This is a genomic window from Burkholderia sp. APQ4-4ca (assembly GCF_057837105.1).
Map to the genome: position 1 here is coordinate 1 of NZ_JBYQCG010000062.1, position 24837 is coordinate 24837.

Annotated in this window: 21 protein-coding genes; 15 read left to right on the plus strand and 6 right to left on the minus strand. The window is 67.8% G+C overall.

Features of this window, described 5'->3' with window-relative positions; genetic code table 11:
- Together AC3IFE_RS03815 and AC3IFE_RS03820 are read left to right on the plus strand one after the other, a co-directional pair.
- A partial coding sequence (locus AC3IFE_RS03815) for a highly repetitive protein (RefSeq protein ID WP_489189639.1) occupies positions 1-926 on the plus strand: 926 nt, incomplete at its 5' end.
- Between the two features lie 144 nt (positions 927-1070).
- Positions 1071-1469, plus strand: a complete 399-nt coding sequence (locus tag AC3IFE_RS03820) for a carboxymuconolactone decarboxylase family protein (protein WP_489189640.1) — start codon at positions 1071-1073, stop codon at positions 1467-1469.
- Positions 1470-1518: 49 nt separating this feature from the next.
- Here AC3IFE_RS03820 and AC3IFE_RS03825 read toward each other — a convergent pair whose 3' ends face one another.
- Genes AC3IFE_RS03825 through AC3IFE_RS03835 form a run of 3 tightly spaced genes read right to left on the minus strand, consistent with a single transcriptional unit; the run spans position 1519 to position 4989 of the window.
- Complete coding sequence (locus tag AC3IFE_RS03825) at positions 1519-2502, minus strand: alpha/beta fold hydrolase (RefSeq protein ID WP_489189641.1); 984 nt, start codon at positions 2500-2502, stop codon at positions 1519-1521.
- 7 nt (positions 2503-2509) lie between these two features.
- Positions 2510-4090 carry a flavin-containing monooxygenase gene (locus AC3IFE_RS03830; RefSeq protein ID WP_489189642.1) on the minus strand — a complete coding sequence of 527 codons (1581 nt, stop codon included), beginning with the start codon at positions 4088-4090 and terminating at the stop codon, positions 2510-2512.
- Positions 4087-4989: an SDR family NAD(P)-dependent oxidoreductase gene (locus AC3IFE_RS03835; protein WP_489189643.1), complete on the minus strand. Its 903-nt coding sequence runs from the start codon at positions 4987-4989 to the stop codon at positions 4087-4089. The genes AC3IFE_RS03830 and AC3IFE_RS03835 overlap by 4 nt, the downstream gene beginning before the upstream one ends.
- 87 nt (positions 4990-5076) lie before the next feature.
- On the opposite strand from AC3IFE_RS03835, the gene AC3IFE_RS03840 reads away from it, so the two are divergent.
- Both AC3IFE_RS03840 and AC3IFE_RS03845 read left to right on the plus strand, forming a co-directional pair.
- Positions 5077-5733: a TetR/AcrR family transcriptional regulator gene (locus AC3IFE_RS03840; protein ID WP_489189644.1), complete on the plus strand. Its 657-nt coding sequence runs from the start codon at positions 5077-5079 to the stop codon at positions 5731-5733.
- Between the two features lie 5 nt (positions 5734-5738).
- A complete protein-coding gene (locus AC3IFE_RS03845; RefSeq protein WP_489189645.1) occupies positions 5739-5954 on the plus strand; it encodes a hypothetical protein in 216 nt (71 codons plus the stop codon).
- A 36-nt stretch (positions 5955-5990) separates the two neighbouring features.
- Here the strand turns inward: AC3IFE_RS03845 and AC3IFE_RS03850 are convergent, their stop codons facing one another.
- Entirely contained in the window at positions 5991-6932 is a 942-nt protein-coding gene (locus tag AC3IFE_RS03850; RefSeq protein ID WP_089469151.1) for a LysR family transcriptional regulator, read from the minus strand.
- Positions 6933-7058: 126 nt separating this feature from the next.
- Here AC3IFE_RS03850 and AC3IFE_RS03855 point away from each other — a divergent pair, with 126 nt between their 5' ends.
- The 6 genes from AC3IFE_RS03855 to AC3IFE_RS03880 all read left to right on the plus strand — a co-directional run bounded on the left by AC3IFE_RS03855 (position 7059) and on the right by AC3IFE_RS03880 (position 14914).
- Entirely contained in the window at positions 7059-7703 is a 645-nt protein-coding gene (locus AC3IFE_RS03855; protein ID WP_489189646.1) for a glutathione S-transferase family protein, read from the plus strand.
- A gap of 37 nt (positions 7704-7740) precedes the next feature.
- Positions 7741-9819 carry a pyridoxamine 5'-phosphate oxidase family protein gene (locus AC3IFE_RS03860; RefSeq protein WP_489189647.1) on the plus strand — a complete coding sequence of 693 codons (2079 nt, stop codon included), beginning with the start codon at positions 7741-7743 and terminating at the stop codon, positions 9817-9819.
- A 120-nt stretch (positions 9820-9939) separates the two neighbouring features.
- A complete protein-coding gene (locus AC3IFE_RS03865) occupies positions 9940-10143 on the plus strand; it encodes a DUF2970 domain-containing protein (RefSeq protein WP_050014477.1) in 204 nt (67 codons plus the stop codon).
- 620 nt (positions 10144-10763) lie between these two features.
- A complete protein-coding gene (locus AC3IFE_RS03870; protein ID WP_489189648.1) occupies positions 10764-12995 on the plus strand; it encodes a TonB-dependent siderophore receptor in 2232 nt (743 codons plus the stop codon).
- Between the two features lie 59 nt (positions 12996-13054).
- Positions 13055-13687 (plus strand): nicotinamide riboside transporter PnuC, encoded by a 633-nt coding sequence (pnuC, locus tag AC3IFE_RS03875; protein WP_489189649.1) that lies wholly within the window; start codon positions 13055-13057, stop codon positions 13685-13687.
- 36 nt (positions 13688-13723) lie between these two features.
- Complete coding sequence (locus AC3IFE_RS03880) at positions 13724-14914, plus strand: phosphotransferase enzyme family protein (protein WP_489189650.1); 1191 nt, start codon at positions 13724-13726, stop codon at positions 14912-14914.
- 163 nt (positions 14915-15077) lie between these two features.
- Here AC3IFE_RS03880 and AC3IFE_RS03885 read toward each other — a convergent pair whose 3' ends face one another.
- Complete coding sequence (locus AC3IFE_RS03885) at positions 15078-15527, minus strand: hypothetical protein (protein ID WP_489189651.1); 450 nt, start codon at positions 15525-15527, stop codon at positions 15078-15080.
- Positions 15528-15542: 15 nt separating this feature from the next.
- Positions 15543-16259 (minus strand): M35 family metalloendopeptidase, encoded by a 717-nt coding sequence (locus tag AC3IFE_RS03890; RefSeq protein ID WP_489189652.1) that lies wholly within the window; start codon positions 16257-16259, stop codon positions 15543-15545.
- Between the two features lie 302 nt (positions 16260-16561).
- Between AC3IFE_RS03890 and AC3IFE_RS03895 the strand changes: the two genes are divergently transcribed.
- From AC3IFE_RS03895 to AC3IFE_RS03915, 5 genes are all read left to right on the plus strand, one after another.
- Positions 16562-17875 (plus strand): TolC family protein, encoded by a 1314-nt coding sequence (locus tag AC3IFE_RS03895; protein ID WP_489189653.1) that lies wholly within the window; start codon positions 16562-16564, stop codon positions 17873-17875.
- A gap of 26 nt (positions 17876-17901) precedes the next feature.
- Complete coding sequence (locus AC3IFE_RS03900; RefSeq protein WP_489189654.1) at positions 17902-19371, plus strand: efflux RND transporter periplasmic adaptor subunit; 1470 nt, start codon at positions 17902-17904, stop codon at positions 19369-19371.
- Between the two features lie 127 nt (positions 19372-19498).
- Positions 19499-22711 carry an efflux RND transporter permease subunit gene (locus AC3IFE_RS03905; protein WP_489189655.1) on the plus strand — a complete coding sequence of 1071 codons (3213 nt, stop codon included), beginning with the start codon at positions 19499-19501 and terminating at the stop codon, positions 22709-22711.
- A complete protein-coding gene (irlR, locus tag AC3IFE_RS03910; protein ID WP_006490455.1) occupies positions 22711-23394 on the plus strand; it encodes a heavy metal response regulator transcription factor IrlR in 684 nt (227 codons plus the stop codon). The genes AC3IFE_RS03905 and irlR overlap by 1 nt, the downstream gene beginning before the upstream one ends.
- Positions 23391-24815 (plus strand): heavy metal sensor histidine kinase, encoded by a 1425-nt coding sequence (locus AC3IFE_RS03915; protein WP_489189656.1) that lies wholly within the window; start codon positions 23391-23393, stop codon positions 24813-24815. Before irlR ends, AC3IFE_RS03915 begins: the two co-directional genes overlap by 4 nt.
- The last annotated feature ends 22 nt before the right edge of the window (positions 24816-24837 follow it).

Consider the following 24837-nt stretch of genomic DNA (forward strand, 5'->3'; position numbering starts at 1 on the left):
CGGAAGTGCCGGAAGTGCCCGAAGTACCCGAAGTACCCGAAGTACCCGAAGTACCCGAAGTGCCCGAAGTACCCGAAGTACCCGAAGTACCCGAAGTACCCGAAGTACCCGAAGTACCCGAAGTACCCGAAGTACCCGAAGTACCCGAAGTGCCGGAAGTGCCCGAGGTACCGGAAGTGCCCGAAGTGCCGGAGGTACCCGACGTGCCAGAAGTACCCGAAGTACCCGAAGTACCCGAAGTACCCGAAGTACCCGAAGTACCCGAAGTACCCGAAGTACCCGAAGTACCCGAAGTGCCGGAAGTGCCCGAGGTACCGGAAGTGCCCGAAGTGCCGGAGGTACCCGACGTGCCAGAAGTACCCGACGTACCGGAACTGCCCGAAGTACCCGAAGTACCCGAAGTACCCGAAGTACCCGAAGTACCCGAAGTACCCGAAGTACCCGAAGTACCCGAAGTACCCGAAGTGCCGGAAGTGCCCGAGGTACCGGAAGTGCCCGAAGTGCCGGAGGTACCCGACGTGCCAGAAGTACCCGACGTACCGGAACTGCCCGACGTACCCGAAGTCCCCGAACTACCACCCGTCCCGGACGTGCTCGGCTTGATGGTCGGCGGGGTCGTCGGTCCATCGACCGAGCCGCAGCCGTACAGCGCGAGCAGTGACGAGACGGCCATCGTTACCGTCGTCTTCTTGAGGAGAATGTGCATGTTGGCCTCGACATTGGAAGTGTGTCCAAGCCTTCACTGCAAATTCCGAGCCACGACATGTTTCGCGAAACGGTGTCGTGATTTGTTGCGGAAATCGGGAATATCGATGCGATTTAAACGGAGGAATGGCGATTTCGCGCGACAGGCACGCGCGGCGCGCGAGCGTCGCGGCCGTGATGTTCCCGTCAGGCGCCGTAACGCGCGACGGGATGTTACGTAGCGTTCGATCGCACGTGACGCGCCCGGCCGCGAATCGAGGCCCGCATCTTTGACGAAACGCGCCGTCCCGCCGAACATGACGCGAACCCCGGCCGCCGGCGCGGCAGCGGGCACGGCCACGACGCCAAATCACCAGGACACCGACATGAGCGAACAGGACAGGGAATATGGCAAGGCGCGGCGCATCGATGTGATGGGCGAGGCGTTCGTCGAGCGCGCGATGAGCGATCTCGACGGGTTCTCCCGCCCGCTGCAGAACTGGCTGAACGAGCATGCGTGGGGCAGCACGTGGCAGCGGGGCGGGATCGACCTGAAGACGCGCAGCCTGTGCACGTGCGCGATGCTGGCGGCGCTCGGCCGCGGCACGGAACTGAAGGGGCATATCCGCGGCGCACTCAACAACGGCGCGAGCCTCGTCGAGATTCGCGAGGTATTGCTGCACAGCGCGCTGTACGCCGGCGCGCCGGCCGCGGTCGAGGCGTTTCGCAGCGCGCGCGAGGTGCTCTCGGAGCGCGGGCTGTCGATACCCGACGACGAAGCCTGATTGCGTCGCGGCGTCGGCTCCCCGCGACGGAAACCGGCGCCGCCGCGAGCTACGCGATGCGCACGGTCTGCGCCGCAACGTCGGCCGGCGCGGCGGCGACTTCGAGAAGCCAGTCGGCCGTCGCTTCGGGCATCGTGACCGGCAGCATGTGCCCGCCCTCGACGACCTTCAGCCGCACGCGCGCCGATTTCTTCGCGAGCGCGTCGCCGTGCTCGCGCCAGTTCAGGATGGGATCGGCGTGGCCGTACAGCACGTCGACCGGCAGCGCGAGCGCCGCGTAGCGACGCTCCATTGCTGGCAGGTCGACGGGCGCCGACAGCAGGTCCGTCGCCGTCGCGTAGAACACGTGCGGGCGCATCCCGAGCAGGCCGCCACCCTTGACCGGGAAGTCGCGCGGCACGTCCTCCGGCGCGAACACCTGGCGCACGGCGCTGCGGCCCGTCAGGATCGTCAGCGGGATCGCGAAGGTCCACGACACGAAACGACGCACGAGCGGCGACGGCAGCATCAACGGCTTGAACGGCGCGGGCGGCTCGGTCTGCTCGTGCGACAGCGGCGCGATCAGCGCGAGCCGGCTCACGCGGTCCGCATGGTTGAGGCCGACCGCGAGCGCGATCGCGCCGCCGAGCGAATGGCCGACCAGCACGGGCTTGTCGAGCTCGAGCGCGTCGATGAACGCGGCGACGGTGCGGGCCTGCGCGAACACGTTCGCCTGCGAGGCCGCGCCGCGCAGCGAGCGGCCGGCGCCCGGGCGGTCGATCAGGATCACGCGATGCTGCTGCGCGAGCCGCGTGAGCGGCAGGTACGCGAAATTGCGCCATTGCCCCGCGAGCCCGTGGACGAACACGATCGGCGGGCCGTTGCCGTATTCGACGTAGTGGATACGATCGCCGTCGATGTCGACGAAGCGGCCTTCGGGCGGAAACGCGCGCGTCACGCGATGGGCCACGTAGCCGGAAAACAGCGCGAGCGCGGCGAGCACCGCGACGACGCCGAGCAGCACGTTCTGGATCAGGTGGAGCGTAGGAGTCATGTCGGCCTCAGCGGGTTTCGAGTGCGGGTTCGGCAGCCGGTGCGGTGGCGGCCGCGCCGGTTTTTGCGCGGCGTTCGAAATGCATCGCGGAATCGGCGAGCGTGCTGAACTTCAGCGACGCGAGATCGAGCACGTAGTTCTGGTGGAATTTCCACGGCTTGCGGTGCCCCTGCTTCGGCAGGATGCCGGCCGCGCGCTGGATGTAGCCGGAGCTCAGGTTGACGGCCGGCACGTCGCCGAGATCGCCCGCGCCGAGCCGCGGCACGCACGTGTCGTACCCGTTCGCGCGCATGTGGTTGAGCAGCCGGCACACGTAGCGCGCGATCAACTCGGCCTTCAACGTCCACGACGCATTCGTGTAGCCGAACGACGACGCGAGGTTGGGCACGTCGCTGTACATCATCCCCTTGTACGACACCGTTTCCGGCAGATCGACCGGGCGGCCATCGACGGTCACGCGCGCGCCGCCGAGCATCTTCACCTTCAGCCCGGTCGCGGTGACGATCACGTCCGCGTCGAGCTGCTGGCCGCTCTTGAGCTGGAGGCCGGTCGGCGTGAAGCGTTCGATCTCGTCGGTGACGATCGATGCGCGGCCCGCGCGAATCGCCTTGAATAGGTCGCCGTTCGGCACGAGGCACACGCGCTGGTCCCACGGCATGTAGCGCGGCGTCAGGTGCTTCGCGACGTCGAAGCCGGGGCCGAGCTGCTTGCTGGCCGCGCGGATGATGAATTGCTTCGTCCGGTCGGGCTTGCGGCGCGACACGTTGTACAGGTACATCGTCAGCAGCACGTTCTTCATGCGCACGAGCCGGTGCGCGAGCCGCGACGGCAGCACGCGGCGCAGCGCGTTCGCGATCTTGTCGCGCGCGGGCAGCGACACGATGTAGGTCGGCGAGCGCTGCAGCATGGTCACGTGCCGCGCGTCGGCCGCCATCGACGGCACCAGCGTGACGGCCGTCGCGCCGCTGCCGATCACGACCACGCGCCGGTTCGCGTACGACAGGTCTTTCGGCCAGTGCTGCGGATGCACGAGCTTGCCTTCGAACGTATCCATGCCTGGCCAGTCGGGCAGGTAGCCGGCGTCGTAGTCGTAGTAGCCGCTGCACATGAAGAGGAAGCGACAGGTGTAGACGAGCGTGTCGGTCGCGCCGTCTCGCGTGCGCTCGATGCGCACCGTCCAGCGCGCGCGGTTCGAATCCCAGTCGGCCGCGACGACCTTCCGGCCGTAGCGGATCGTCTTGTCGATACCGTAGGTGCGCGCGGTGTCGCGGATGTAGTCGAGGATCGTCTGCCCGTCGGAGATCGCCTTGTCGCTGTGCCACGGACGGAAGCTGTAGCCGAGCGTGAACATGTCGGAATCCGAACGAACGCCCGGATAGCGGAACAGATCCCAAGTGCCGCCGATCGCGTCGCGCGCCTCGACGATCGCCACGCTCGCATGCGGGCAGCGCTGCTTCAGGTGATACGCGGCGCCGATGCCGGACAGGCCGGCGCCGACGATCAGCACGTCGAGGTCGCGGCGATCGTCACTGTCGTGGCGGGCGTCGGCAGCGGGCGGCGCGTCGCGCCGGTCGGTCGTCGAGGTCATGCGGGGTCCTGGGTCGGCGTGGTCGGGCGCGCGGCCGGAGCGTGGGCGCGTTCGAGGTTGCGTGCGCGGGCGCGGCGCACGTGGCGCAACATCAGCCACTGGTAACCGGCGCCGAGCAGCCGCGCGATCCTGTCGAGCCGGCGCGCGTCGGCGCCGACCAGCACGCGGCGCGCATTGCGCTCGACGCCCGCGAGGATCTGCCGCGCGGCCTCGTCGGCCGTCGTCGCGTTGATCAGGCGGTTCGCCTGGCGGCGATGGGTCGCTTCGTCCTGGCCCGTCAGCGCGTGGATGCTGGTATCGACGCGGCCCGCGTCGACGATGCTCGTCGCGACGCCGCCCGGATGCACGCAGGTCGCGCTCACCGGCGCGCCGTCGAGTTCGAGTTCCATGCGCAGCGCCTCGGTGAAGCCGCGCACCGCGAACTTGGTCGCGTTGTACGCGCTTTGCGTCGGCATCGCGACGAGCCCGAACAGGCTCGACGTGTTGACGACGTGGCCGTCGCCCGACGCGCGCAGATGCGGCAGGAACGCCTGCGTGCCGTGCACGACGCCCCAGAAATTGACGCCGACGATCCACTCGAGATCGGCGAGACGCGCGGTTTCGGCGCTGGCGGCCAGCGACACGCCCGCATTGTTGAAGATCAGGTTGACCTTGCCGTGCTCGGCGCGAACGAAATCGGCCCACGCGAACACCGCGTCGCGGTCGGCGACGTCGAGCCGCCGTGTGCTTACGCGTACACCGTGCCGCGCGCAGGCGGCCGCCGTGCCGGCGAGGCCGGCTTCGCTGACGTCGGCGAGCGCGACCTCGCAACCGCGCCGCGCGAGCTCGACCGCGAGGCTGCGGCCCATGCCCGAACCGGCGCCCGTGATCGCGGCGACCTTGCCGGAAAACCCCTTCATTCGTCGTCCTCCCGTTCCGCTTGCGCTGCACCGGCGGCGCATCTATTGTGGTGTTGTTCGTCACCACTTTAGTTTTCGGGTGTCCTGATGTCAAATAGCGGAATGGAGAAAGCACTCGAAACGGAAAAAAAGGGCCGGTCGTATGGCGGCGTGGCGCCCGAGGTGCGGGCCGCCGAGCGGCGCGACGCGTTGATTCGCGCGGCGACGCGCGTGTTCGGCACGGTGGGTTTTCGCAAGGCGACCGTGCGGTCGATCTGCCAGGAAGCGAAGCTGAACGACCGCTATTTCTATGCGGCGTTCGACAGCACCGAGGATCTGTTGCGCTGCACCTACCTGCATCACGCGCAGCAATTGCATGACGCGGTCGCGCGGGCGGTCGCCGCGCGCGGCGGCGATTTGCGGGAGCGTGTCGACGCGGGGCTCGCCGCGTTCTTCGCGTTTCTGCGCGATCCGTGCGCGGCGCGCGTGCTGCTGCTCGAGGTGATGGGCGTGAGCGCGGATACCGACATGACGTACCAGCGCATGCTGATCGACTTCGGCAAGCTGATCATGGCGATCGGCGCGCCGGGAGAAGTCGTCACGCCTGCCGAGCGTACCGAGCAGCGGCTGATCGGGCTCGCGCTCGTCGGCGCGATGACGAACGTCGGCGCGGCGTGGCTGCTGACCGACTATCGCGATCCGGAGACGCAGATGATCGCGAGTTGCAGGAAGGTGCTGCTGGGGACGTTGCGGGAGGCGGGGTAGCGGCAATGCGTGACGTGACGGTTCGCCATCAATCATGCGTTGATACGGGCGGCCATCCGGATCTTGGCCAGCGGTATGTCGTGGATATCGAATCGTCGGGAGCGTCTCAGGCGACGCTGGTGTTGGCGACGCTGCTGTCTTCAGGCGAGCGCGAAATCGAGCAGGGCCGTTTTCGTCCTGTCGAGTGCGTATTCGCCGATATCGAGGGCTGCGACGAATGAGTCCCGAATGTAACGTCGTCCGGTTCGACTGACACGCTAACGCGTGCGGCGTCGCTTCGCGGGTACGACCACGGGCGTCTCCCCGATCCGCGCCTTCATCGCCTCGATGAACGCGCGCACCTTCGGCGACGGCAGCCGCGTCGACGGATACACCGCATGGATCCCGGCCGGCGCCGTGTGCCAGCCCGGCAGCAGCCGCACGAGCCGGCCGGCCGCGACGTCGTCCGCGGTCGAGAAATCCGTCAGCAGCCCGAAGCCGCCGCCCGCGAGCACGATCGCGCGGCACGCGGTCGCGGTGTTCGACACGACCGGCGCGACGCAGCGCACCGACGCGCGGCCGCCCCGCACGTCATCGAGTTCGAGCGTATGCGGGCGCGGCAGCGACGACAGCATCACGAACGGCAGCGCGGCGAGCGCATCGGGATCGCGCGGCAGACCGTGTCGCGCGACGAACGCCGGGCTCGCGACCAGCCATTTCTCATAGGTGCCGAGCTGCACCGCGCGATAGTTCGAATCGGCGAGACGGCCGATGCGGATCGCGACGTCGAGGTTGTCCGCGACCAGGTCGACGACGCGATCGTTCGCGACGAGTTCGACGGCGAGCGCCGGATGCCGGTCGCGCAGTGCGACGACGGCCGGCGCGACCACCAGCGCGCCGTAGTCGATCGGCACGCTCACGCGCAGCGTGCCGCGCAGCGGCCCGGCGTCGGACGACACCGTGTCGAGCGCGGCTTCGGTGGCGCGCACGATGTCGCGGCACGCGTCGTAGAACACGCGGCCGGCATCGGTCACGCTCAGCCGCCGCGTCGTGCGCACCAGCAGGTTAGCGCCGACCTCGGATTCGAGGCGCTGCATGTGCGTGCTGACGACCGTCTTCGCGAGGCCGAGCCGCTCGGCGGCGGCCGTCAGCGAGCCGGCGTCGACCACCGCGACGAAGATCGCCAGCCGGTTCAGGTTCACGTCGCGCAGATCGGCCATCGTCGATTGTCCTATGAAAGCGGAGAATGTTTCCGCGATTATCCGTCTTCTGGCGACGAACGGCGAGCGTTACGCTGGAGCCGTTCGTCGCCGATCCCCGGCGGCGCGAGATTCCGGAGTGTTTCCATGTCTGCCGCCAGCAAGCCCGCCTCGCCCATTCGCGTCTATTCGTTCCTGCTGTCCGGGCACGCGCATCGTGTCCGGTTGTTCCTGTCGCTGCTCGGGTTGCCGTCCAGGACCATCGACGTCGATCTCGCGACCGGCGCGCAGCGCGAACCGGCGTTTCTCGCGCTCAATCCGCTCGGGCAGGTGCCGGTGATCGACGACGGCGGCACCGTGATCGCCGATTCGAACGCGATCCTCGTGTACCTCGCGAAGCGCTACGGCGACGCGCACTGGCTGCCCGACGATCCGGTCGGCGCGGCCGTCGTGCAGCGCTGGCTGTCGTACGCGGCCGGCCCGATCGCATCGGGTCCCGCGGCCGCGCGGCTCGTGACCGTGTTCGGCGCGCAGCTCGACCCGGAAGCGGCCAAGCGCACGGCCGCGAAGGTGCTCGACGTGATCGATCGCGAGCTGGCCGGCAAGCCGTTCGCGGCCGGCGCGCAGCCGACGATCGCGGACATCGCCGCGTACACGTACATCGCCCACGCGCCGGAAGGCGGCGTGTCGCTCGAACCGTATCCGCACGTGCGGGCGTGGCTGGCGCGTATCGAGGCGCTGCCGGGCTTCGTCGCGATGCCGACGACGCGCGCGGGTCTGCTCGCCGCTTGATACTCATTGCTGCCGCGCTTGTTCGGGAGAGAACGCGATGAATGCGCCAACCGCCGTCGTACCGGGGTGGGAACTCGATACCGCGCCGTTTCACGCGGGCGAGCTTGCCGTGCAGCAGCGCGCAGGCGTGACGGACGCGGCGAGCGCGGCCGGCCGGCGCGGGATCCGGCGCTTCATGCCGGATCAGCACCGGACGTTTTTCGCGCAACTGCCGTTCTTCATGCTCGGCGGCGTCGATGCAAACGGCCAGCCGTGGGCGACGCTGCGCGTCGGTACGCCGGGGTTCGTCACGTCGCCGGACGCCCGCACGCTGCGCATCGCGGCACCCGCGCTGCCGGGCGATCCGCTGGCCGGTGCGTGGCAGGCGGGCGCGCCGCTCGGCGGACTCGGGATCGAATTCGATACGCGGCGGCGCAATCGCGTGAACGGCGTCGTGCGCGCGATCGACGGCGATGCGCTGACGATCGCCGTCGAGCAGAGCTTCGGCAACTGCGCGAAGTACATCCAGGGCCGCAAGCCCACTTTCGTCGCGCGGGACGTCGGAGCGTCCGTCGCGCCCGACGTGTCGGATGCATTGAGCGACGCGAATCGCGCGCTGCTCGCACAGGCCGATACGTTCTTCGTCGCGAGTGCGAACACGTCGGCGGAGGCGGGCGCGGCGCGCGGCGCGGACGTATCGCATCGCGGCGGGGTGCCGGGCTTCGTGCGCGTCGACGATGCGCGTACGCTGACCACGCCCGATTTCAGCGGCAACCGGTTCTTCAATACGCTGGGCAACCTGCAGCACGATCCGCGCGCGGGGCTGCTGTTCGTCGATTTCGACAGCGGCGATCTGCTGTACGTCGCCGCGCACGCGGAGATCGTGTGGGACGGGCCGCTCGTCGCGTCGTTCGACGGCGCACAGCGCGTCGTGCGCTTCCACGTTCGGGAAGTGCGGCGCGTGCGGGCCGTGCTGCCGTTCCGGTGGTCGGCGGTCGAGCGTGCGCCGCAGTTCGCGGCGATGGCGACGGCGGCGTCGGCGTCGGCGTCGGGCGGTGCGGCGGCAACGGCCGAACCGGCGCCATTCGCCGCCGTGCCGGCATCGGCTCCCGCATGGCGAACGCTGCGCATTGCGAAGATCGTCGACGAAGCGCGCGCGATCCGGTCGTTCCATTTCGAATCGGCGGATGGCGGCGCATTGCCTGCGTACGAAGCCGGTCAGCATCTGACGCTGCGCATCGCGCTGCCGGGGAGCGACGCGCCCACGATTCGCAGCTACACGCTGTCCGACGCGCCGGGCGGTGCGCATTACCGGATCACCGTGAAACGGGAAGGGCGCGTATCGGCGTGGCTGCACGATCACGTGCAGGCCGGCATGACGCTCGACGCGCAGATGCTGCGCGGCCGCTTCACGTTCGATCTCGCGAGCCCGCGCCCGGCCGTGCTCGTGTCGGCCGGCATCGGCATCACGCCGATGGTCGCGATGCTGCGCCGCGCACTGGCCGGCGACGTGCCGTCGCGCCGCGTCGTGTTCGTGCATGGCGCACGGGAAGCGGCCGACCGGCCGTTCGCCGCCGAACTGGCGCGCATCGCGGCCGCCGATGCACGCGTGTCGCTTCACTGGTTCGACAGTCATCCTCACGACGGCTCGGCCGCGCGGGCCGGGCGCATCGACATCGGGCAACTGAAGCGGGTCCTTTCATTCGACGATTACGATTTCTATCTGTGCGGGCCGGCGGCATTCATGCGCGACCTGTACGACGGGCTGCGCGCGCTGAACGTGCCGGACGAACGCATCCGTTTCGAGGCGTTCGGGCCGTCGAGCGTCTCGCGCAGTGCGACCCGCGCGGCTGTCGCGCCGGCGGCGCCGAGCGTGCCGGTCGTGTTTCGGCGTACGGGGCGCGAAGCCGCGTGGACGCCCGCCGACGGCACGCTGCTCGAATTCGCGGAAGGGCAGCGCGTGGCCGTGCCGTCCGAATGCCGCTCCGGTTCGTGCGGCACATGCGCGACGCGCGTGCTGTCCGGCGTGGTCGACTACGAGCAAGCGCCCGACGCGCAGATCGAACCCGGCTGCGCGCTGCTGTGCGTCGCACGGCCCGCGCAACGCGCGACGGAGCCGCTCGTGCTCGACCGCTGACGCGTGTGCGACATGCCGCCGCAGACGGCCTGCTGCGCGAAAAGCGCACGCAACTGCTGCTTTTTTCGAATGCCGTCCGGATCGACGATAGGGTCAACCGATTCGATAAAGGAGCCCATCATGAAACTGCTCGGCATGGTCCGCCTGGTCCTGTGGAGTTTCTTCGGCGTGCGCAACAGCAAGGCGCACGCGAACGATCTCGCGAACGCCAACTTCACGCTGCTGCCGTTCGTGGCGCTGCTGCTCGCGCTGCTGGTCGGCGCGGTCATTTACGGCGTCGTGCATCTGGTCGTCGATCCGACTGTGACGATGCAGGGATTTTGAGCGAGCGGACGGTGAGCCGTTAGCGGGCCGCCGTTCCCGCTCCCGTTTCCGGCCACCTGACCGGCGCATGACGACGCCGGCATCAGCGCCGGCACGCATGACGCGAATCGCGACCGCATCGTCGCCGTCGCCGCCGTTATCGCGCCGCCTGCACCGTTCGTCCCCGTCCCCGCCTTCCCCGTCTCCCATTCCGCCCGATTCCGCGGCCCTTTGCCGCGCCCGGGGTAAAATGCGCGCCACGCCGCGATGTCGCGCGCGACGGGCAGGCCGCCGTTCCGATGAACGGCCGGCGCGACTGCCCGCCGCCCGCACCGGGGCGTTCGAAGCGTCCCCCGCATGACACGACCGCGCGACGCAGCCGGCCGCCCGACAGGCATCCGACGAACCCGTCGGCCGCTGCGTCGGCTTCCGGCGCGTCATCCGAATCCGATGTCCCATCCTGCGTTGTTCCGACCCGTCGCCCCGCTTGCAGGCCTCAGGGTCCGGTTCGTCCGATGAATATCGTGTCGACGGCTCGTGTCCGGCGATGGGCGCGGATGCGGTTGCAAGCGCACGCTTCGCAGCTTCGTAACGGGTTTCGGGTTTCGACAGGTCGAATGGCGAGTTTTCCCTCCAGAACAATGACGGTGAATAGAACAACAGCGGCGCGCGCACGGCGGCGGCGCGCGAAGGTCGGGCTCGGTGTCGGTCTCGGCGTCACGCTTTTCGCGGCGCAGGCGGCCGCGGCTCAGGGCGATACACCCGCGCCGGGCGCCGATGCGACCGCCAGCACGACGCTGCCCGCGATCACGGTGAGCGGCGAGCGCGGCCATGCGTTGCGGGCGCGCGAAGCGTCGGTCGCGGGGCTCGACGACGCACCGTTGCGCGACACGCCGGCGTCCGTGAACGTCATCACGCGCGCGGTGATCGACGATCAGCAGGCGAAGCGGCTGAGCGACGTCGTGCGCAACGATGCGTCGGTCGTCAACGACTACGCGCCGGTCGGTTATTTCGAGGGCTTCGCGATCCGCGGTTTTCCGGTCGATCTCGCGAGCGCGATCCGGATCGACGGGCTGACGGTGTCCGGCGAGCAGAACGTGCCGCTCGAGAACAAGGAGCGCGTCGAGATCCTGAAAGGGCTCGCGGGCATCGACAGCGGCGTCGTCGCACCGGGCGGCGTGATCAACTTCGTGACCAAGCGCTCCGCGAACGTCGCGAGCGTGACGGGGGGCGTCGACAGCCGCGGCTCGACGTCGGCAGCCGTCGATCTCGGCCGTCGCTTCGGCCCGGACAACCAGTTCGGGTTCCGGATCAACGCGGCGAAGGAGAACATGCACTCGTATATCGACGGCACGAACGGACGGCGCACGTTCGGCTCGATCGCCGCCGACTGGGACATCAGCCCGCGCGCGAGCCTGCAGCTCAATGCCGAGTTCCAGCAGTGGATCCAGCGTTCCGCGCCTGGCTACCAGTTGCTCGGCGGCACCGTCGTGCCGTCGGTGAAGACGACGTCGAAGGCGCTCGGCACGCAGCCGTGGGCAAAACCGGTGACGACCGATGCGCTGAACCTGAACGCGCGTTTCGACTACCAGTTCAACGACGACTGGAAGGCCTATATCGCTGCCGGCCGCAGCCGCACGATGATCGACGACAACAGCGCGTTCGCGTACGGCTGCTCGTACGCGGCGAGCTGCGCGGCCGGCGCGACGTCGCCGTTCTTCTTCGGCGCGAACGGCGACTACGACGTGTACGACTTCCGCAGCCCCGGCGAATACCGGCGCAACGACGATCTGCGCGCGGTCACGACCGGCAAGTTCGCGACGGGGCCGCTGCGGCACGAGCTGACGCTCGGCGTGAGCGTGCAGCGCCGCGTCGTGCACATGGCGACTGCCGTGTACGACTATGTCGGCAGCGAGAACATCTACGGGCCCGACGTCGCGTTTGCACCGTCGCCGAACACGCCCGGGCCGTCGTATCCGCAGCTCGATTCGTGGCAGTACGGCGTGTTCGGGCTCGACCGCATCAGCCTCGGCGAACACTGGCAGGTGCTCGCGGGCGGCAAGGAAGTGCTGCTGCGCCAGCGCAGCTGGAGCAGCCTCGACGGCGGGGCGACGCATACCGATCGCTCGGTGTTCCTGCCGCAGGTCGCGCTCGTCTACAAGCCGGTGAACGTGCTGTCGCTGTATGCGTCGTACAGCAAGGCGCTGTCGCTCGGCGATCAGGCGCCGGTGCGCGCGACCAACGCGTATGTGTTCCTGCCGCCCGTCGAATCGCACCAGATCGAGGTCGGCGCGAAATACGACTGGCTCGACCGGCTGAGCCTCACGGCCGCGGTGTTCTCGATCAGCAAGCAGTTCCAGTTCGCCGATCCTGACGCGTCGGGCACGAGCTACACGTTCGTGCAGCGCGGCACGCAGCGGCACCAGGGGATCGAACTCGGCGCGGCCGGGCGCGTGGCCGAGCGGCTGGGCCTCACGGCCAGCGTCGCGGCGATTCGCGCCCGCGCATACGATTCCGGGTCGCCGGCGTACGAAGGGCACCAGATCATCAACGTGCCCGCGCTGCGCGCGTCGCTGTATGCGGACTACGCGGTGCCGGGCGTCGCGGGCCTGAACGTGCTCGGCGGCGTGGAATACAGCGCTGCGCGCAACGCGAACGAGGAGGGCACCGCGCGCGTGCCGTCGTGGTTCGTGTTCAATCTCGGCGCGCGTTATACGACGAAGATCGGCGGCCATCGTACGGTGTTGCGCGTGTCGGTGGACAATCTGTTCAACAAGTTCTACTGGCGCGACGCAGGCGAGCAGCAGGGCGATGCGTACCTGTTCCCGGGTGCGCCGCGCACCGCGCGCGTATCGTTGACCTATGATTTCTGACCGACCGGAGGCAGCCGCGTGACGCGCGGCCCCGACAGTTCACCAGGAGAGCACAGACGATGTCCCCACTCGAAATCGCCGGCGTGATCGTCAGCGCGCTCGCGATCTGGCTGACCGCGAAGCGGCGCATGCTGTGCTGGCCGGTCGGCCTCGCATCGGTCGCGCTGTACGGCTGGATCTTCTTCGATGCGAAGCTGTACTCGGACATGCTGCTGCAGGGCGCATTCGCGGTGCTGCAGGTGTACGGCTGGCAGCGCTGGCTCGCGCAGCGCGCGAGCGAGGCCGACGGCGGTGCGGCGACGGCCGGTGACGTCGCGCCCGTGACCGGCGTGCAGCCGCTCAAGATGCTGCCCGACCTGATCGCGGCCGTCATCGGCAGCGCGCTGCTCGGCGGGATGATGGCGCGCTGGACCGACGCGGCGCTGCCGTTCGTCGATGCGTCGCTGACCGCGTTCAGCCTCGTCGCGCAATACTGGACCGCGCGGCGCTACATCGCATCGTGGGGGCTGTGGATCATCGTGAACGTCGTGTACGTCGGGATGTTCGTGTTCAAGGAACTGTATCTGACTGCCGGGCTCTATGCGCTGTTCATCGGGCTGGCCGTCGTCGGCTGGCGCGACTGGAGCCGCACGGCCGCCGCATTGCGCGCGGCCGCTGGCGGCCCGCTCGCATCGGGCGGCGGCGCGCGCTGATCCGCGCACGGATTCAACCACGGAGCAACGTCGTTCATGTCATTCCCCCTCGAGCCGGACGGCCCCCTGTCGCGCGACGTCGCACCGCCGCAATTCGGCGTGGACGGCGAGCAGGCCGAACGCGACTGGCCGCTGATCACGCACGACGAGGTGGCGGCCGTGCTCGCGCGGATCGACGGCGCGGGCGAGCCGGTGCGGCTGACGTGGCACAGCCCGCGACAGTTCGCGGCAGCGGTGCTCGTGCGAATGGCGGACGGGCGCGGGTTGTTCGTCAAGCGACATCACGCGAGCTTGCGCGATGTCGCGGGGCTCGAGGAAGAGCATCGCTTCATCGCGCATCTGCGCGAACGCGGGATGCCGGTGGTGGACGTGCTGGCCGATCGTCACGGTGCGACCGCATTTGCGTTTGGCGAGTGGACGTATGAGGTGCACGTGCTCGCGCCCGGCGTCGATCCGTATCGCGGCGTGATGTCGTGGCAGCCGTTCACGCATCCGTCGCACGCGTACGCGGCCGGCCGCGCGCTGGCCGAACTGCATCGCGCGTCGGCCGGCTACGATGCGCCCGCGCGGCCCGTGCGCACGCTGCTGTCGAGTTTTCGCGTGCTGTCGTCCGCCGATCTGGCGGGCGCGCTCGAACGCTGGGTCGATGCGCAGCCGCTGCTCGTGCGTGCGCTCGGTTCGCGCGACTGGCGCGGCGACGTGGCCGAGGCGATCGGCCCGTATCACGCGCGTCTCGTGCCGTTGCTGCCCACGTTGTCGCCGCTGTGGACGCACGGCGACTGGCATGCGTCAAACCTGCTGTGGACCGAAGCGGGGCCCGGCGCGCAGGTGCGGACCGTGCTCGATTTCGGCTTGTCGGATCGCACCTGTGCGGTGATGGACCTCGCGCTGGCGATCGAGCGCAATACGGTCGACTGGATGGCGCCGGCCGATGCGCGGCGCGTGGAATACGAGCAGATCGACATGCTGCTCGACGGCTATGAATCGCTCGAACCGCTGAGCGACGATGCGTATGCGGCGCTCGTCGCGCTGTTGCCGATCGTGCATACGGAGTTCGCGCTGTCGGAAGTCGCGTATTTCGGCTGCATCATCGATGCGCCGGCGATCGTGGATATCGCGTACGACGGTTACCTGATCGGGCATGCGCGGTGGTTTGGTGAACGCGACGGGCGGCAACTGCTCGACTGGCTCGTGCAGCGGCGGCGGGGGAAGCAAGGGCGCGTTTGATTCTCGAAAATGCGCGGATAGCTTCCCGGGTTCGGTGATCGACATATCGCTCGAATCGAACATCGAAATCTCGTTCGGATGGATTCGGTGGACCGTCGCACGCGAGCGTTGGAGGTACACGGGTCAACGCAAGCGCGGCGGCGGTGAATGAGCCGACTTCATGTCAATGGCCGGTACAGCAGTTGTCGAGGCAGCCGGGGCTCACTTGAATGGCGACTTCGCGTGTTTCCGATGTCGATCCAGCTGCACTGCTGGCTGGATAAATTTGCGTTTTTATCTGAATCGGTGCGTTTGTCAGACCGTCGTCTATGACGACTTTCGCCGTCTCGGAAGCTCGCTTCGTTGCGAGTCGTTCAGGATCAGCCTCAATCTTGGAAGCGCTGCCAATTACAGTGATCCAGTTTTGTATCGGATAATCGAAATTCATTGCTGAAATCCATCGTCCAATTCGTATTTTCTCGGATTCGGAGATCTCGTGACTGTTGTGGGAGAAGGCCACGAAAAATTGCCGTGACGGTAGATTTTGTGACCCCTGACATTCCGCCGCAGAGCTTGCCGGGAAAAGGAGCAACGTTGCGATAGGCACGATTAGTGACGTGATAAGAATTCTCATGCTGAATTCGGATTCTTATTCCGCAAATAATTCTTCGCCGTAGATCACGAACCCTGTGAGGGTATCCGCGTTCCTCAATGCCTGGTCGGGATTGGTCCTTGCCCATGCGGCCGCTGTGGGATCGAGCCCGTAACGAGGGTCGCCGCTACCGAAGGTGTCGACGAAGTGAGTGACTTCGTGAATGAGCGTGGATAGGCGGGAATCTCCGAACATATTCTGATCGCGCAAGCCGGTACAAAACTTCATCGCAATGCTGATAAGCCTGCGCTCCGTGTTGGGCCCGCAAACGTGAGCGGCTTCATTCTCGATGTCGATCATGTTCGGAACACAGCCTAACATTCTATCGAGCTTCGGATCGTTTCGAACGAAATGGTGTGGCGTCAGCGTTTTGAGAACGGAGAGATGTCGTGAGAAGCCGGTGAGAAGGTATTTTCGTGTATTTTCATCGCATCGATTGAACCAATATATCATTCTGTCTTTGGTTGTTTTGTCATACCGCTTCAGATCGGTGATCCTGCGCTCAACCAGAATTATGGACCGCTTAAGCAGCCGAGATACCATGATTCTAAATTCTCGATTGGTCATATTAGGGCAGATGGGTGTTGTGTTGATGTAAACGTCAACCACCGATCCCGGGTTTGTGTTGGTGACGGCCCCGGAGTGAACGAGAAACCATTCTTTGTCTTCGCCGGTGACAAGGTCGTACTCGTTGTGATCGAAGAGGTTTTTCACTGATTAAAAGTCTCGATTCGCAGGTTTTCAAGGAGGCAGCACGACCGTGATGTCATAAAACAGCATGGTTTTGTTCATGTTGCCGGGACCTTGAACAGTCATCTTTTCGAGCGAATACGTCTATAGAACTAGTTCTAAATTTTGAAACGTATTTTTTATGCTGACGTGACCGGCAGGGCAGATATGCACGTCGATTCGGCGAGTACACCGCGCCCAACATGACGGAAATATCATCTTCGCCTCATGTTCGCACTGCGGCAGGTCCGTAGCATCGGTCGCGAACCGTTACCGCAGAACCGAACATGCTCAAGCTCAACCTCGTCGCGGCCATCGTCCTTGCGATGGCCGCGACGGCTCATGCGCAGCCGTCGCTGTCGCCCGGGTCGGCCACGATCGCAGCCAGCAGCGCGACGCCGATCGGCGCTCTCCCCTCCGATACGCTCCCCGCATCGTCATTGACGCTCTCCGATGCGCTCGCGGTCGCGGCCCGCAACAATCCGGCGCTGCGCGGCGCGCGCGCGGACGTCGATGCGTCGGCCGGCGCACTGATGCAGGCCGGCGCCCGTCCGAACCCGGAAATCTCGTTCCTGCAGGAAGGCTTCAGCCGCGCCGAGCGCACGTCCACCGCGCTGATCAACCAGACCATCGAACTGGGCGGCAAGCGCCGCGCGCGGCTCGACGTCGCGTCGTACGGCCGCGAGGCGGCCAACGCGTCGCTCGACGAGCAGGGCGCGGCCGTGCGTGCCGATGTGATCGCCGCGTTCTACGGGCTGCTCGCCGCGCAGCGCCAGCTTCAGGTGACCGAGGAATCGGCCGCGATCGCCGCGCGCTCGGCGGATCTCGCGGGGCGCCGCGCGCAGGCCGGCAAGGTGTCGCCGGTCGAGGCGACCAAGGCGCAGGTGGCGGCGGCCGGCGTGCAGATCGAAGTCGTGACCGCGCGCGGCCGTGTCGACGTCGCGCGCGAAAAGCTGAACGCGGTGATGGGCGAAGCGCGCAACGACCGGCTCGCTGTGCGTGGCGACCTGGAAACCGTGCCGCCGGTCGAGCCGCTGTCCGCGTTGACCGCACAGCTCGACGATTCGCCGCTCGCACGGATCGCGCGTGCCGAAATGCTGCGCTCGAATGCGGCCGTGTCGCTTGAACGCGCACGGCGCATGCCGGACGTGACGGTCAGCGCGGGCGTGAAGCGCGTGACCACGGGCGGCGTGCCGGACAACCAGGCCGTGGTCGGCGTATCGATCCCGATTCCGCTGTTCAACACGAACAAGGGCGCGCTGCTCGAGGCGACGCACAAGGCCACGCGCGCGAACGCCGATCTCGATCGCGAACGCACGCGCCTGCGACTGGAACTGACGCAGGCATACGCGAATTTCGAGGCCGCCGAGCAGGAAGCGCAGCGCTTGAAGTCCGACATCCTGCCGGCCGCGCGCCTCGCGCTCGATGCGATGTCGCGCGGCTACGAACTCGGGAAGTTCGGCTTCCTCGACGTGCTCGACGCACAGCGCACGCTGTTCCAGGAACAGTCGCAATACGTGCGTGCGCTCGCCGGCGCCCATGCGGCCCGCGCCGACATCGGCCGGCTCGTCGGCACGCCGCTCGCGGCCGTCGCGCAATAAGCGCTCCTCTTACCGGAAGGATCATCATGTCACGCAGCAGAATCTTCGCTATCGCGGCGGCCGTGCTCGGCGGCGCCGGAATCGTGATCGGCGCGCTCGCCGTCACGCGGAGCGGCAACGGCGCATCGGCGCCGACGGCCGCCGAAGCCGTGCAGCCGGCCGATGGCGCCGGCGCGCGCGGCGGTGTCGTGCTCACGCGCGGCAAGCTGTCCGTCGAGATCGTGATGACGGAAAAGCCCGGCGACGCGCGGCTCGTCGTCTATCCGTCCGTCGACGGCAAGCCGCTGGACAAGGGCGTGACCGTGTCCGGCACGCTGGTGCGGTACGACCACACGCAGGAACCGTTGCGATTCGACGCGGCCGGCCAGAAGTTCGTGTCCGCGCAGTCGATCGCGAAGCCGCACGTGTTCGATGCGACGATCGACGTGAAGGCCGGCGACGATGCGGCGTCGTTCCCGTACGCGCTCGCCGACGGCGCGATCGCGCTGACCGACGCGCAACTGGCGACGTCGAAGATCGCGCTCGCGAACGCCGGCCCCGCGCAGATCGCGACACCGTTCCAGCTTCCCGGCGAAATCAAGTTCAACGAGGATCGCACCGCGCACGTGGTGCCGCGCGTGGCCGGCATCGTCGAGCAGGTGTCGGTGTCGCTCGGGCAGAACGTCGCGAAGGGGCAGGTGCTCGCCGTGATCGCGAGCACCGATCTGGCCGACCGCCGCAGCGAGCTGCTGACGGCCGAGCGCCGTCTGTCGGGCGCCCGCGCGACCTATGAGCGCGAACGCACGCTGTGGCAGGAGCGCATTTCGGCCGAGCAGGACTACCAGCAGGCCCAGGTGCAGTTGCGCGAGGCCGAGATCGCGGTGCAGAACGCGCGGCAGAAGCTCGCCGCGCTGAACGCGCCGGTGGGCGCGGGCGCGCTGAACCGCTACGAACTGCGCGCGCCGTTCGCCGGCACGATCGTCGAGAAGCATGCGACGCCGGGCGAGGCGATTGCCGCCGACGCGAGCATGTTCGTGATCTCCGACCTCTCGACCGTATGGGCCGAAATGGCGGTGCCGGCGCAGCGGCTCAACGACGTGCGCGTCGGTCGCGAGGCAACGGTGATCGCGACTGCGTTCGAATCGCGCTCGAGCGGCCCGATCGCGTACGTGGGTTCGCTGCTCGGCGAGCAGACGCGCACCGCGCCGGCGCGCGTCGTGCTGCCGAACCCCGATCGCGTGTGGCGTCCCGGGATGTTCGTCAACGTATCGGTCGACGCGGGCACGCAACGCGTGCCGCTCGCGGTCGCGAGCGACGCGCTGCAGGACGTCGACGGCACGCCGTCGGTGTTCGTGCGTTCGCCGAAGGGCTTCGTCGCGCAGGCCGTCGAAACGGGGCGGCGCGACGAACGCGCGACCGAAGTGCTGAAGGGGCTCAAGCCCGGCCAGGAATACGCGGCGTCGAACAGCTTCGTGCTGAAGGCGGAGCTCGGCAAGGGGAACGCGGAACATGAGTGAGCAGCAATACGCATGCACCGTGGCGCGACTGGCGCCCGCCACGCAGCCCGCTTTCCGATTCGCCGGGTGACCGGCCGCGCGGCCTGTCCGGTGCGCTCGACCGTTACCCGTGTCAAGGAATCCCGACATGTTTGAGCGCCTGATCCGCTTTGCGATTGCGCACCGCTGGCTCGTGATGCTGGCGATCGCGGCCGTGGCCGCGTTGGGCGTGTTCAGCTACCAGCGGCTGCCGATCGACGCGGTGCCCGACATCACCAACGTGCAGGTGCAGATCAACACGTCCGCGCCCGGCTACTCGCCGCTCGAGGCCGAGCAACGCATCACCTACCCGGTCGAGACCGTGATGGCCGGGCTGCCGGGGCTGGAACAGACGCGCTCGATCTCGCGCTACGGGTTGTCGCAGGTGACCGTGATCTTCAAGGACGGCACCGACATCTACTTCGCGCGGCAACTCGTCAACGAGCGCATCCAGGAGGCGAAGGACAAGCTGCCGGCCGGCATCGCGCCGGCGATGGGGCCGACGTCGACCGGCCTCGGCGAGATCTACCTGTGGACCGTCGAGGCCGACGTCGGCGCGCGCAAGCCCGACGGCACGCGCTATACGGCGGCCGACCTGCGCGAACTGCAGGACTGGGTCGTGCGGCCGCAACTGCGCAACGTGCGCGGCGTGACCGAGGTCAACTCGATCGGCGGCTACGTGAAGGAATACCGCGTCGCGCCGAATCCGACCAAGCTGATGTCGTACGGGCTGACGCTCGCCGACGTCGTGCGGGCGCTCGAGCGCAACAACGACAACGTCGGCGCCGGCTACATCGAAAAGCGCGGCGAGCAGTATCTCGTGCGCGTGCCGGGCCAGGCGCGCACCGTCGACGACATCGCGAACGTCGTGCTGACCAACGTCGGCGGCGTGCCGGTGCGGATGAAGGACGTCGGCGTGGTCGACATCGGCCGCGAACTGCGCACCGGCGCCGCGACGTCGAACGGCGAGGAAGTCGTGCTCGGCACGGTGTTCATGCTGATGGGCGAGAACAGCCGGACGGTGTCGAAGGCCGTCGCCGCGAAGATGGAAGACGTAAACCGCACGCTGCCGGCCGGCGTGAAGGCGATTCCGGTGTACGACCGCACGGTGCTCGTCGAGAAGGCGGTCGCCACCGTGAAGAAGAACCTGCTCGAAGGCGCGGTGCTCGTGATCGCCGTGCTGTTCCTGTTCCTCGGCAACATCCGCGCGGCGCTGATCACCGCGCTCGTGATTCCGCTGTCGATGCTGATGACCTTCACCGGGATGGTCAACGCGAAGGTGAGCGCGAACCTGATGAGCCTCGGCGCGCTCGACTTCGGGATCATCGTCGACGGCGCGGTGGTGATCGTCGAGAACTGCGTGCGGCGGCTCGCGCATGCGCAGTCGGCGGCGGGGCGGTCGCTCACGCGCGACGAGCGTTTCGCCGAAGTGTTCGGCGCATCGCAGGAGGCGCGTCGCGCGCTGATCTTCGGGCAACTGATCATCATGGTCGTGTACCTGCCGATCTTCGCGTTGACCGGTGTCGAGGGCAAGATGTTCCATCCGATGGCGATTACCGTCGTGATGGCGCTCGCGGCCGCGATGGTGCTGACCGTCACGTTCATTCCGGCCGCCGTCGCGTTGTTCATCGGCGAGCGGGTCGAGGAGAAGGAGAACCGGCTGATGGGCTGGGCGCGGCGCGCGTACGCACCGGTGCTCGCCGCGTTCATGACGCGCCCGGCGCGCGTGATGATCGGGGCGGGCGCGATCGTGCTGGTCACGCTCGGGCTCGCGACGCGGCTCGGCAGCGAGTTCATCCCGAGCCTGAACGAGGGCGACCTGGCCGTGGCCGCGCTGCGGATTCCCGGTACGAGCCTGTCGCAGTCGGTCGAGATGCAGAAGTCGATCGAGAAGACGCTGAAGGCGCGCTTCCCCGAAATCGAGCGCGTGTTCGCGCGCACCGGCACGGCCGAGATCGCGGCCGACCCGATGCCGCCGAACCTGTCGGACGGCTACATCATGCTGAAGCCGGCCGACACGTGGCCCGACCCGAAGAAGCCGCGCGAGCAGCTCGTGCGCGAGATCGAGGACGCGCTCGCCGAGCTGCCGGGCAACGCGTACGAGTTCTCGCAGCCGATCCAGCTGCGCTTCAACGAACTGATTTCCGGCGTGCGCAGCGACGTCGCCGTGAAGATCTTCGGCGACGACATGGCCGTGCTGAACCAGACCGGCGAGCAGATCGCGGCTGCGTTGCGGAAGGTGCCGGGCGCATCGGAGGTAAAGGTCGAGCAGACCACGGGCCTGCCGGTGCTGACCGTCAACCTGGACCGCGACAAGCTCGCGCGCTACGGCGTGAGCGTCGCCGACCTGCAGGACTCGGTGGCCGCGGCCGTCGGCGGGCAGAAGGCCGGCACGCTGTTTCAGGGAGACCGCCGCTTCGACATCGTCGTGCGGCTGCCCGACGAACTGCGCACCGACATCGAGGCGATCGAGCGGCTGCCGATCGCGCTGCCCGCGCCGGCCGCCGGCGCCAGCGCGCCGCTCGCGGCGGCGCCGTACGTGCCGCTGGCCGAACTCGCGACGATCGACGTGGCGCCGGGCCCGAACCAGATCAGCCGCGAGAACGGCAAGCGGAGGGTGGTCGTCAGCGCGAACGTGCGCGGGCGCGACGTCGGCTCGTTCGTCGCCGATGCGCGCGAGCAGTTGCAGCAGGACGTGAGCGTGCCGGCCGGTTACTGGATGTCGTGGGGCGGCCAGTTCGAGCAGTTGCAAAGCGCGAGCGAGCGCCTGAAGCTCGTCGTGCCGCTCGCGCTGTTCATGGTGTTCGTGCTGCTGTTCGTGATGTTCAACAACGTGAAGGACGGGCTGCTCGTGTTCACCGGCATTCCGTTCGCGCTGAGCGGCGGTGTCGTGTCGCTGTGGCTGCGCGGGATTCCGCTGTCGATCACGGCGGCGGTCGGTTTCATCGCGTTGTCCGGCGTGGCCGTGCTCAACGGCCTCGTGATGATCTCGTTCATCCGCAACCTGCGCGACGAAGGGATGCCGCTCGACGCGGCGGTGCACGACGGCGCGCTCACGCGGCTGCGGCCGGTGTTGATGACCGCGCTGGTCGCGTCGCTCGGCTTCCTGCCGATGGCGTTCGCGACCGGCACCGGCGCCGAGGTGCAGCGCCCGCTCGCGACGGTCGTGATCGGCGGTATCCTGTCGTCCACCGCGCTGACGCTGCTGGTGCTGCCGGTGCTGTACCGCGTGAGCCACGCGTTGTCGTGGCGCGCGGCGTTGCGCGGCGGTTTCGCCGCGGGCATGATGCGCCGGCTGGGTTTCTTCAAGGGTAACGCGTGATGCGAATTCTGATTGTCGAGGATGAACCGAAGACGGGCGCGTATCTGCGCAAGGGGTTGACCGAGGCCGGCTACGTCGTCGATTGGGTCGAGGACGGCATCACGGGCCAGCATCAGGCCGAAACCGAGGAGTACGACCTGCTCGTGCTCGACGTGATGCTGCCCGGGCAGGACGGCTGGACGCTGCTGCAGAACCTGCGGCGCAGCAAGTCGACACCCGTGCTGTTTCTCACCGCGCGCGACGACGTCGGCGATCGCGTGAAGGGGCTCGAACTCGGCGCGGACGACTATCTCGCGAAGCCGTTCGATTTCGTCGAGCTGACCGCGCGCATCAAGTCGATCCTGCGGCGCGGCCAGCCGCGCGATTCGAACACGCTGCGCGTGGCCGATCTCGAACTCGACCTCACGCGACGCAAGGCCACGCGGCAGGGCGACACGATCCTGCTGACCGCGAAGGAGTTCGCGCTGCTGTGGCTGCTGATGCGCCGCGAAGGCGAGATCCTGCCGCGCGCGACGATCGCGTCGCAGGTATGGGACATGAACTTCAACAGCGACACGAACGTCGTCGATTCGGCGATCCGCCGGCTGCGCTCGAAGATCGACGACGCGTACGAACCGAAGCTGATCCATACGGTACGCGGGATGGGCTACGTGCTCGAAGCGCGCGGCGGCGCGGCCGCATGATCGCGCGCTTGCTGCCGCGGACGCTGCGCGGCCGGCTGACCGCGCTGATCATCCTGTCGACGTCGGTGATCCTCGCATCGAGCGGCGTCGCACTGTACGAAGCGCTGAGCAACCGCGTCGCAACGACGGCAGCCGAGCAGATGGCCGGCATTTCCGCCGCATTGGGCGCGCATCTGGCCGAGGCGCGCACGACGGCCGACGTCGCGCGCAATGCCGATATCTGGATCGACCAGTTGCACGGTCATCCGAACATGGATCTCGCGATCTTCGATGCAGCCGGCACGCGCGTCGTCGGCACGCCCGGCTTCCGCCCTTATACGCCGCTGTTGTCGATGAACGTCGGGCGCGCGCCGTCCGGCGTCGCGCCGCCCGGCGCGCGGCACCAGTATCTGGTGACGACCGTGCCGCTCGCCGGTGCAGGTGCGCCCGTGGTGCGCGTCGCCGTGCAGTACGACCGCAGCGCCGACATGCTGCTGTTGCGCACGCATGCTTATACGATCGTCGTGATCCAGGTGTTCGGCGTGGTGATCGCGGCCGCGATCGCGTACGGCATCGCCGCGCTCGGGCTGAGCCCGCTGCGGCGGTTCGCGGCGCGGGCCGAACAGATGTCGACGAGCCGGCTCGCGCATCCGCTGCCGGAACTCGATACGTCCGGCGAGCTGAAGGAGCTCGAGCATGCGTTCAACGGGATGCTCGCGCGGCTGAGCGAATCGTTCACGCGGCTGAGCCAGTTCTCGTCGAATCTCGCGCATGACATGCGCACGCCGCTGACGAACCTGCAGGCAGCCGCGCAGGTCGTGCTGTCGCAACCGCGCAACGCGGACGAATACCGGAGCGTGATCGAATCGAGCATCGACGAATACCAGCGGTTGTCGCGGATGATCGAGGACATGCTGTTCCTCGCGCGCTCGGAACAGACCGGCACGTCGATCAGCGTGCGGCGGCTGAATGCGGCGCGGGAGGCGGAGCGGGTGGCCGGCTACTACGAGCCGCTGGCGGAAGATGAAGGCGTGACGGTGAAGGTCGACGGCCACGCGTGGGTCGATGCGGATCTGACGCTGTACCAGCGTGCGTTGAGCAACCTGCTGTCGAATGCGCTGACCTATGCGCCGCGCGGCAGCGTCGTGACGATCGATTGCGTCGAGCAGGGCGGCGCGACGACGATCGCCGTGTCGGATACGGGGCCCGGCATCGCGGCTGAACATGTCGGGCGGATTTTCGAACGCTTTTATCGCATCGATCCGTCACGCCACAATTCGGCGTCGGGCACGGGGCTCGGCCTCGCGATCGTCCGGTCGATCATGGACAATCACGGCGGTGAATGCGGCGTCGACAGCGAGCCGGGCCGCCGCACGACCTTCTGGCTGCGCTTCCCGCGACGGCCGGCCGAGCCCGAACGGCCGGCCGCCATCGACACCTGACAGCGCGGGCGGACACGCCGTC

Bases quoted from the DNA above. Each gene is read 5' to 3' on its own strand.
- AC3IFE_RS03820 (WP_489189640.1), top strand. From the start codon at position 1,071: ATGAGCGAACAGGACAGGGAATATGGCAAGGCGCGGCGCATCGATGTG.
- AC3IFE_RS03825 (WP_489189641.1), bottom strand. From the start codon at position 2,502: ATGACTCCTACGCTCCACCTGATCCAGAACGTGCTGCTCGGCGTCGTC.
- AC3IFE_RS03830 (WP_489189642.1), bottom strand. From the start codon at position 4,090: ATGACCTCGACGACCGACCGGCGCGACGCGCCGCCCGCTGCCGACGCC.
- AC3IFE_RS03835 (WP_489189643.1), bottom strand. From the start codon at position 4,989: ATGAAGGGGTTTTCCGGCAAGGTCGCCGCGATCACGGGCGCCGGTTCG.
- AC3IFE_RS03840 (WP_489189644.1), top strand. From the start codon at position 5,077: ATGTCAAATAGCGGAATGGAGAAAGCACTCGAAACGGAAAAAAAGGGC.
- AC3IFE_RS03845 (WP_489189645.1), top strand. From the start codon at position 5,739: ATGCGTGACGTGACGGTTCGCCATCAATCATGCGTTGATACGGGCGGC.
- AC3IFE_RS03850 (WP_089469151.1), bottom strand. From the start codon at position 6,932: ATGGCCGATCTGCGCGACGTGAACCTGAACCGGCTGGCGATCTTCGTC.
- AC3IFE_RS03855 (WP_489189646.1), top strand. From the start codon at position 7,059: ATGTCTGCCGCCAGCAAGCCCGCCTCGCCCATTCGCGTCTATTCGTTC.
- AC3IFE_RS03860 (WP_489189647.1), top strand. From the start codon at position 7,741: ATGAATGCGCCAACCGCCGTCGTACCGGGGTGGGAACTCGATACCGCG.
- AC3IFE_RS03865 (WP_050014477.1), top strand. From the start codon at position 9,940: ATGAAACTGCTCGGCATGGTCCGCCTGGTCCTGTGGAGTTTCTTCGGC.
- AC3IFE_RS03870 (WP_489189648.1), top strand. From the start codon at position 10,764: ATGACGGTGAATAGAACAACAGCGGCGCGCGCACGGCGGCGGCGCGCG.
- pnuC (WP_489189649.1), top strand. From the start codon at position 13,055: ATGTCCCCACTCGAAATCGCCGGCGTGATCGTCAGCGCGCTCGCGATC.
- AC3IFE_RS03880 (WP_489189650.1), top strand. From the start codon at position 13,724: ATGTCATTCCCCCTCGAGCCGGACGGCCCCCTGTCGCGCGACGTCGCA.
- AC3IFE_RS03885 (WP_489189651.1), bottom strand. From the start codon at position 15,527: ATGAGAATTCTTATCACGTCACTAATCGTGCCTATCGCAACGTTGCTC.
- AC3IFE_RS03895 (WP_489189653.1), top strand. From the start codon at position 16,562: ATGCTCAAGCTCAACCTCGTCGCGGCCATCGTCCTTGCGATGGCCGCG.
- AC3IFE_RS03900 (WP_489189654.1), top strand. From the start codon at position 17,902: ATGTCACGCAGCAGAATCTTCGCTATCGCGGCGGCCGTGCTCGGCGGC.
- AC3IFE_RS03905 (WP_489189655.1), top strand. From the start codon at position 19,499: ATGTTTGAGCGCCTGATCCGCTTTGCGATTGCGCACCGCTGGCTCGTG.
- irlR (WP_006490455.1), top strand. From the start codon at position 22,711: ATGCGAATTCTGATTGTCGAGGATGAACCGAAGACGGGCGCGTATCTG.
- AC3IFE_RS03915 (WP_489189656.1), top strand. From the start codon at position 23,391: ATGATCGCGCGCTTGCTGCCGCGGACGCTGCGCGGCCGGCTGACCGCG.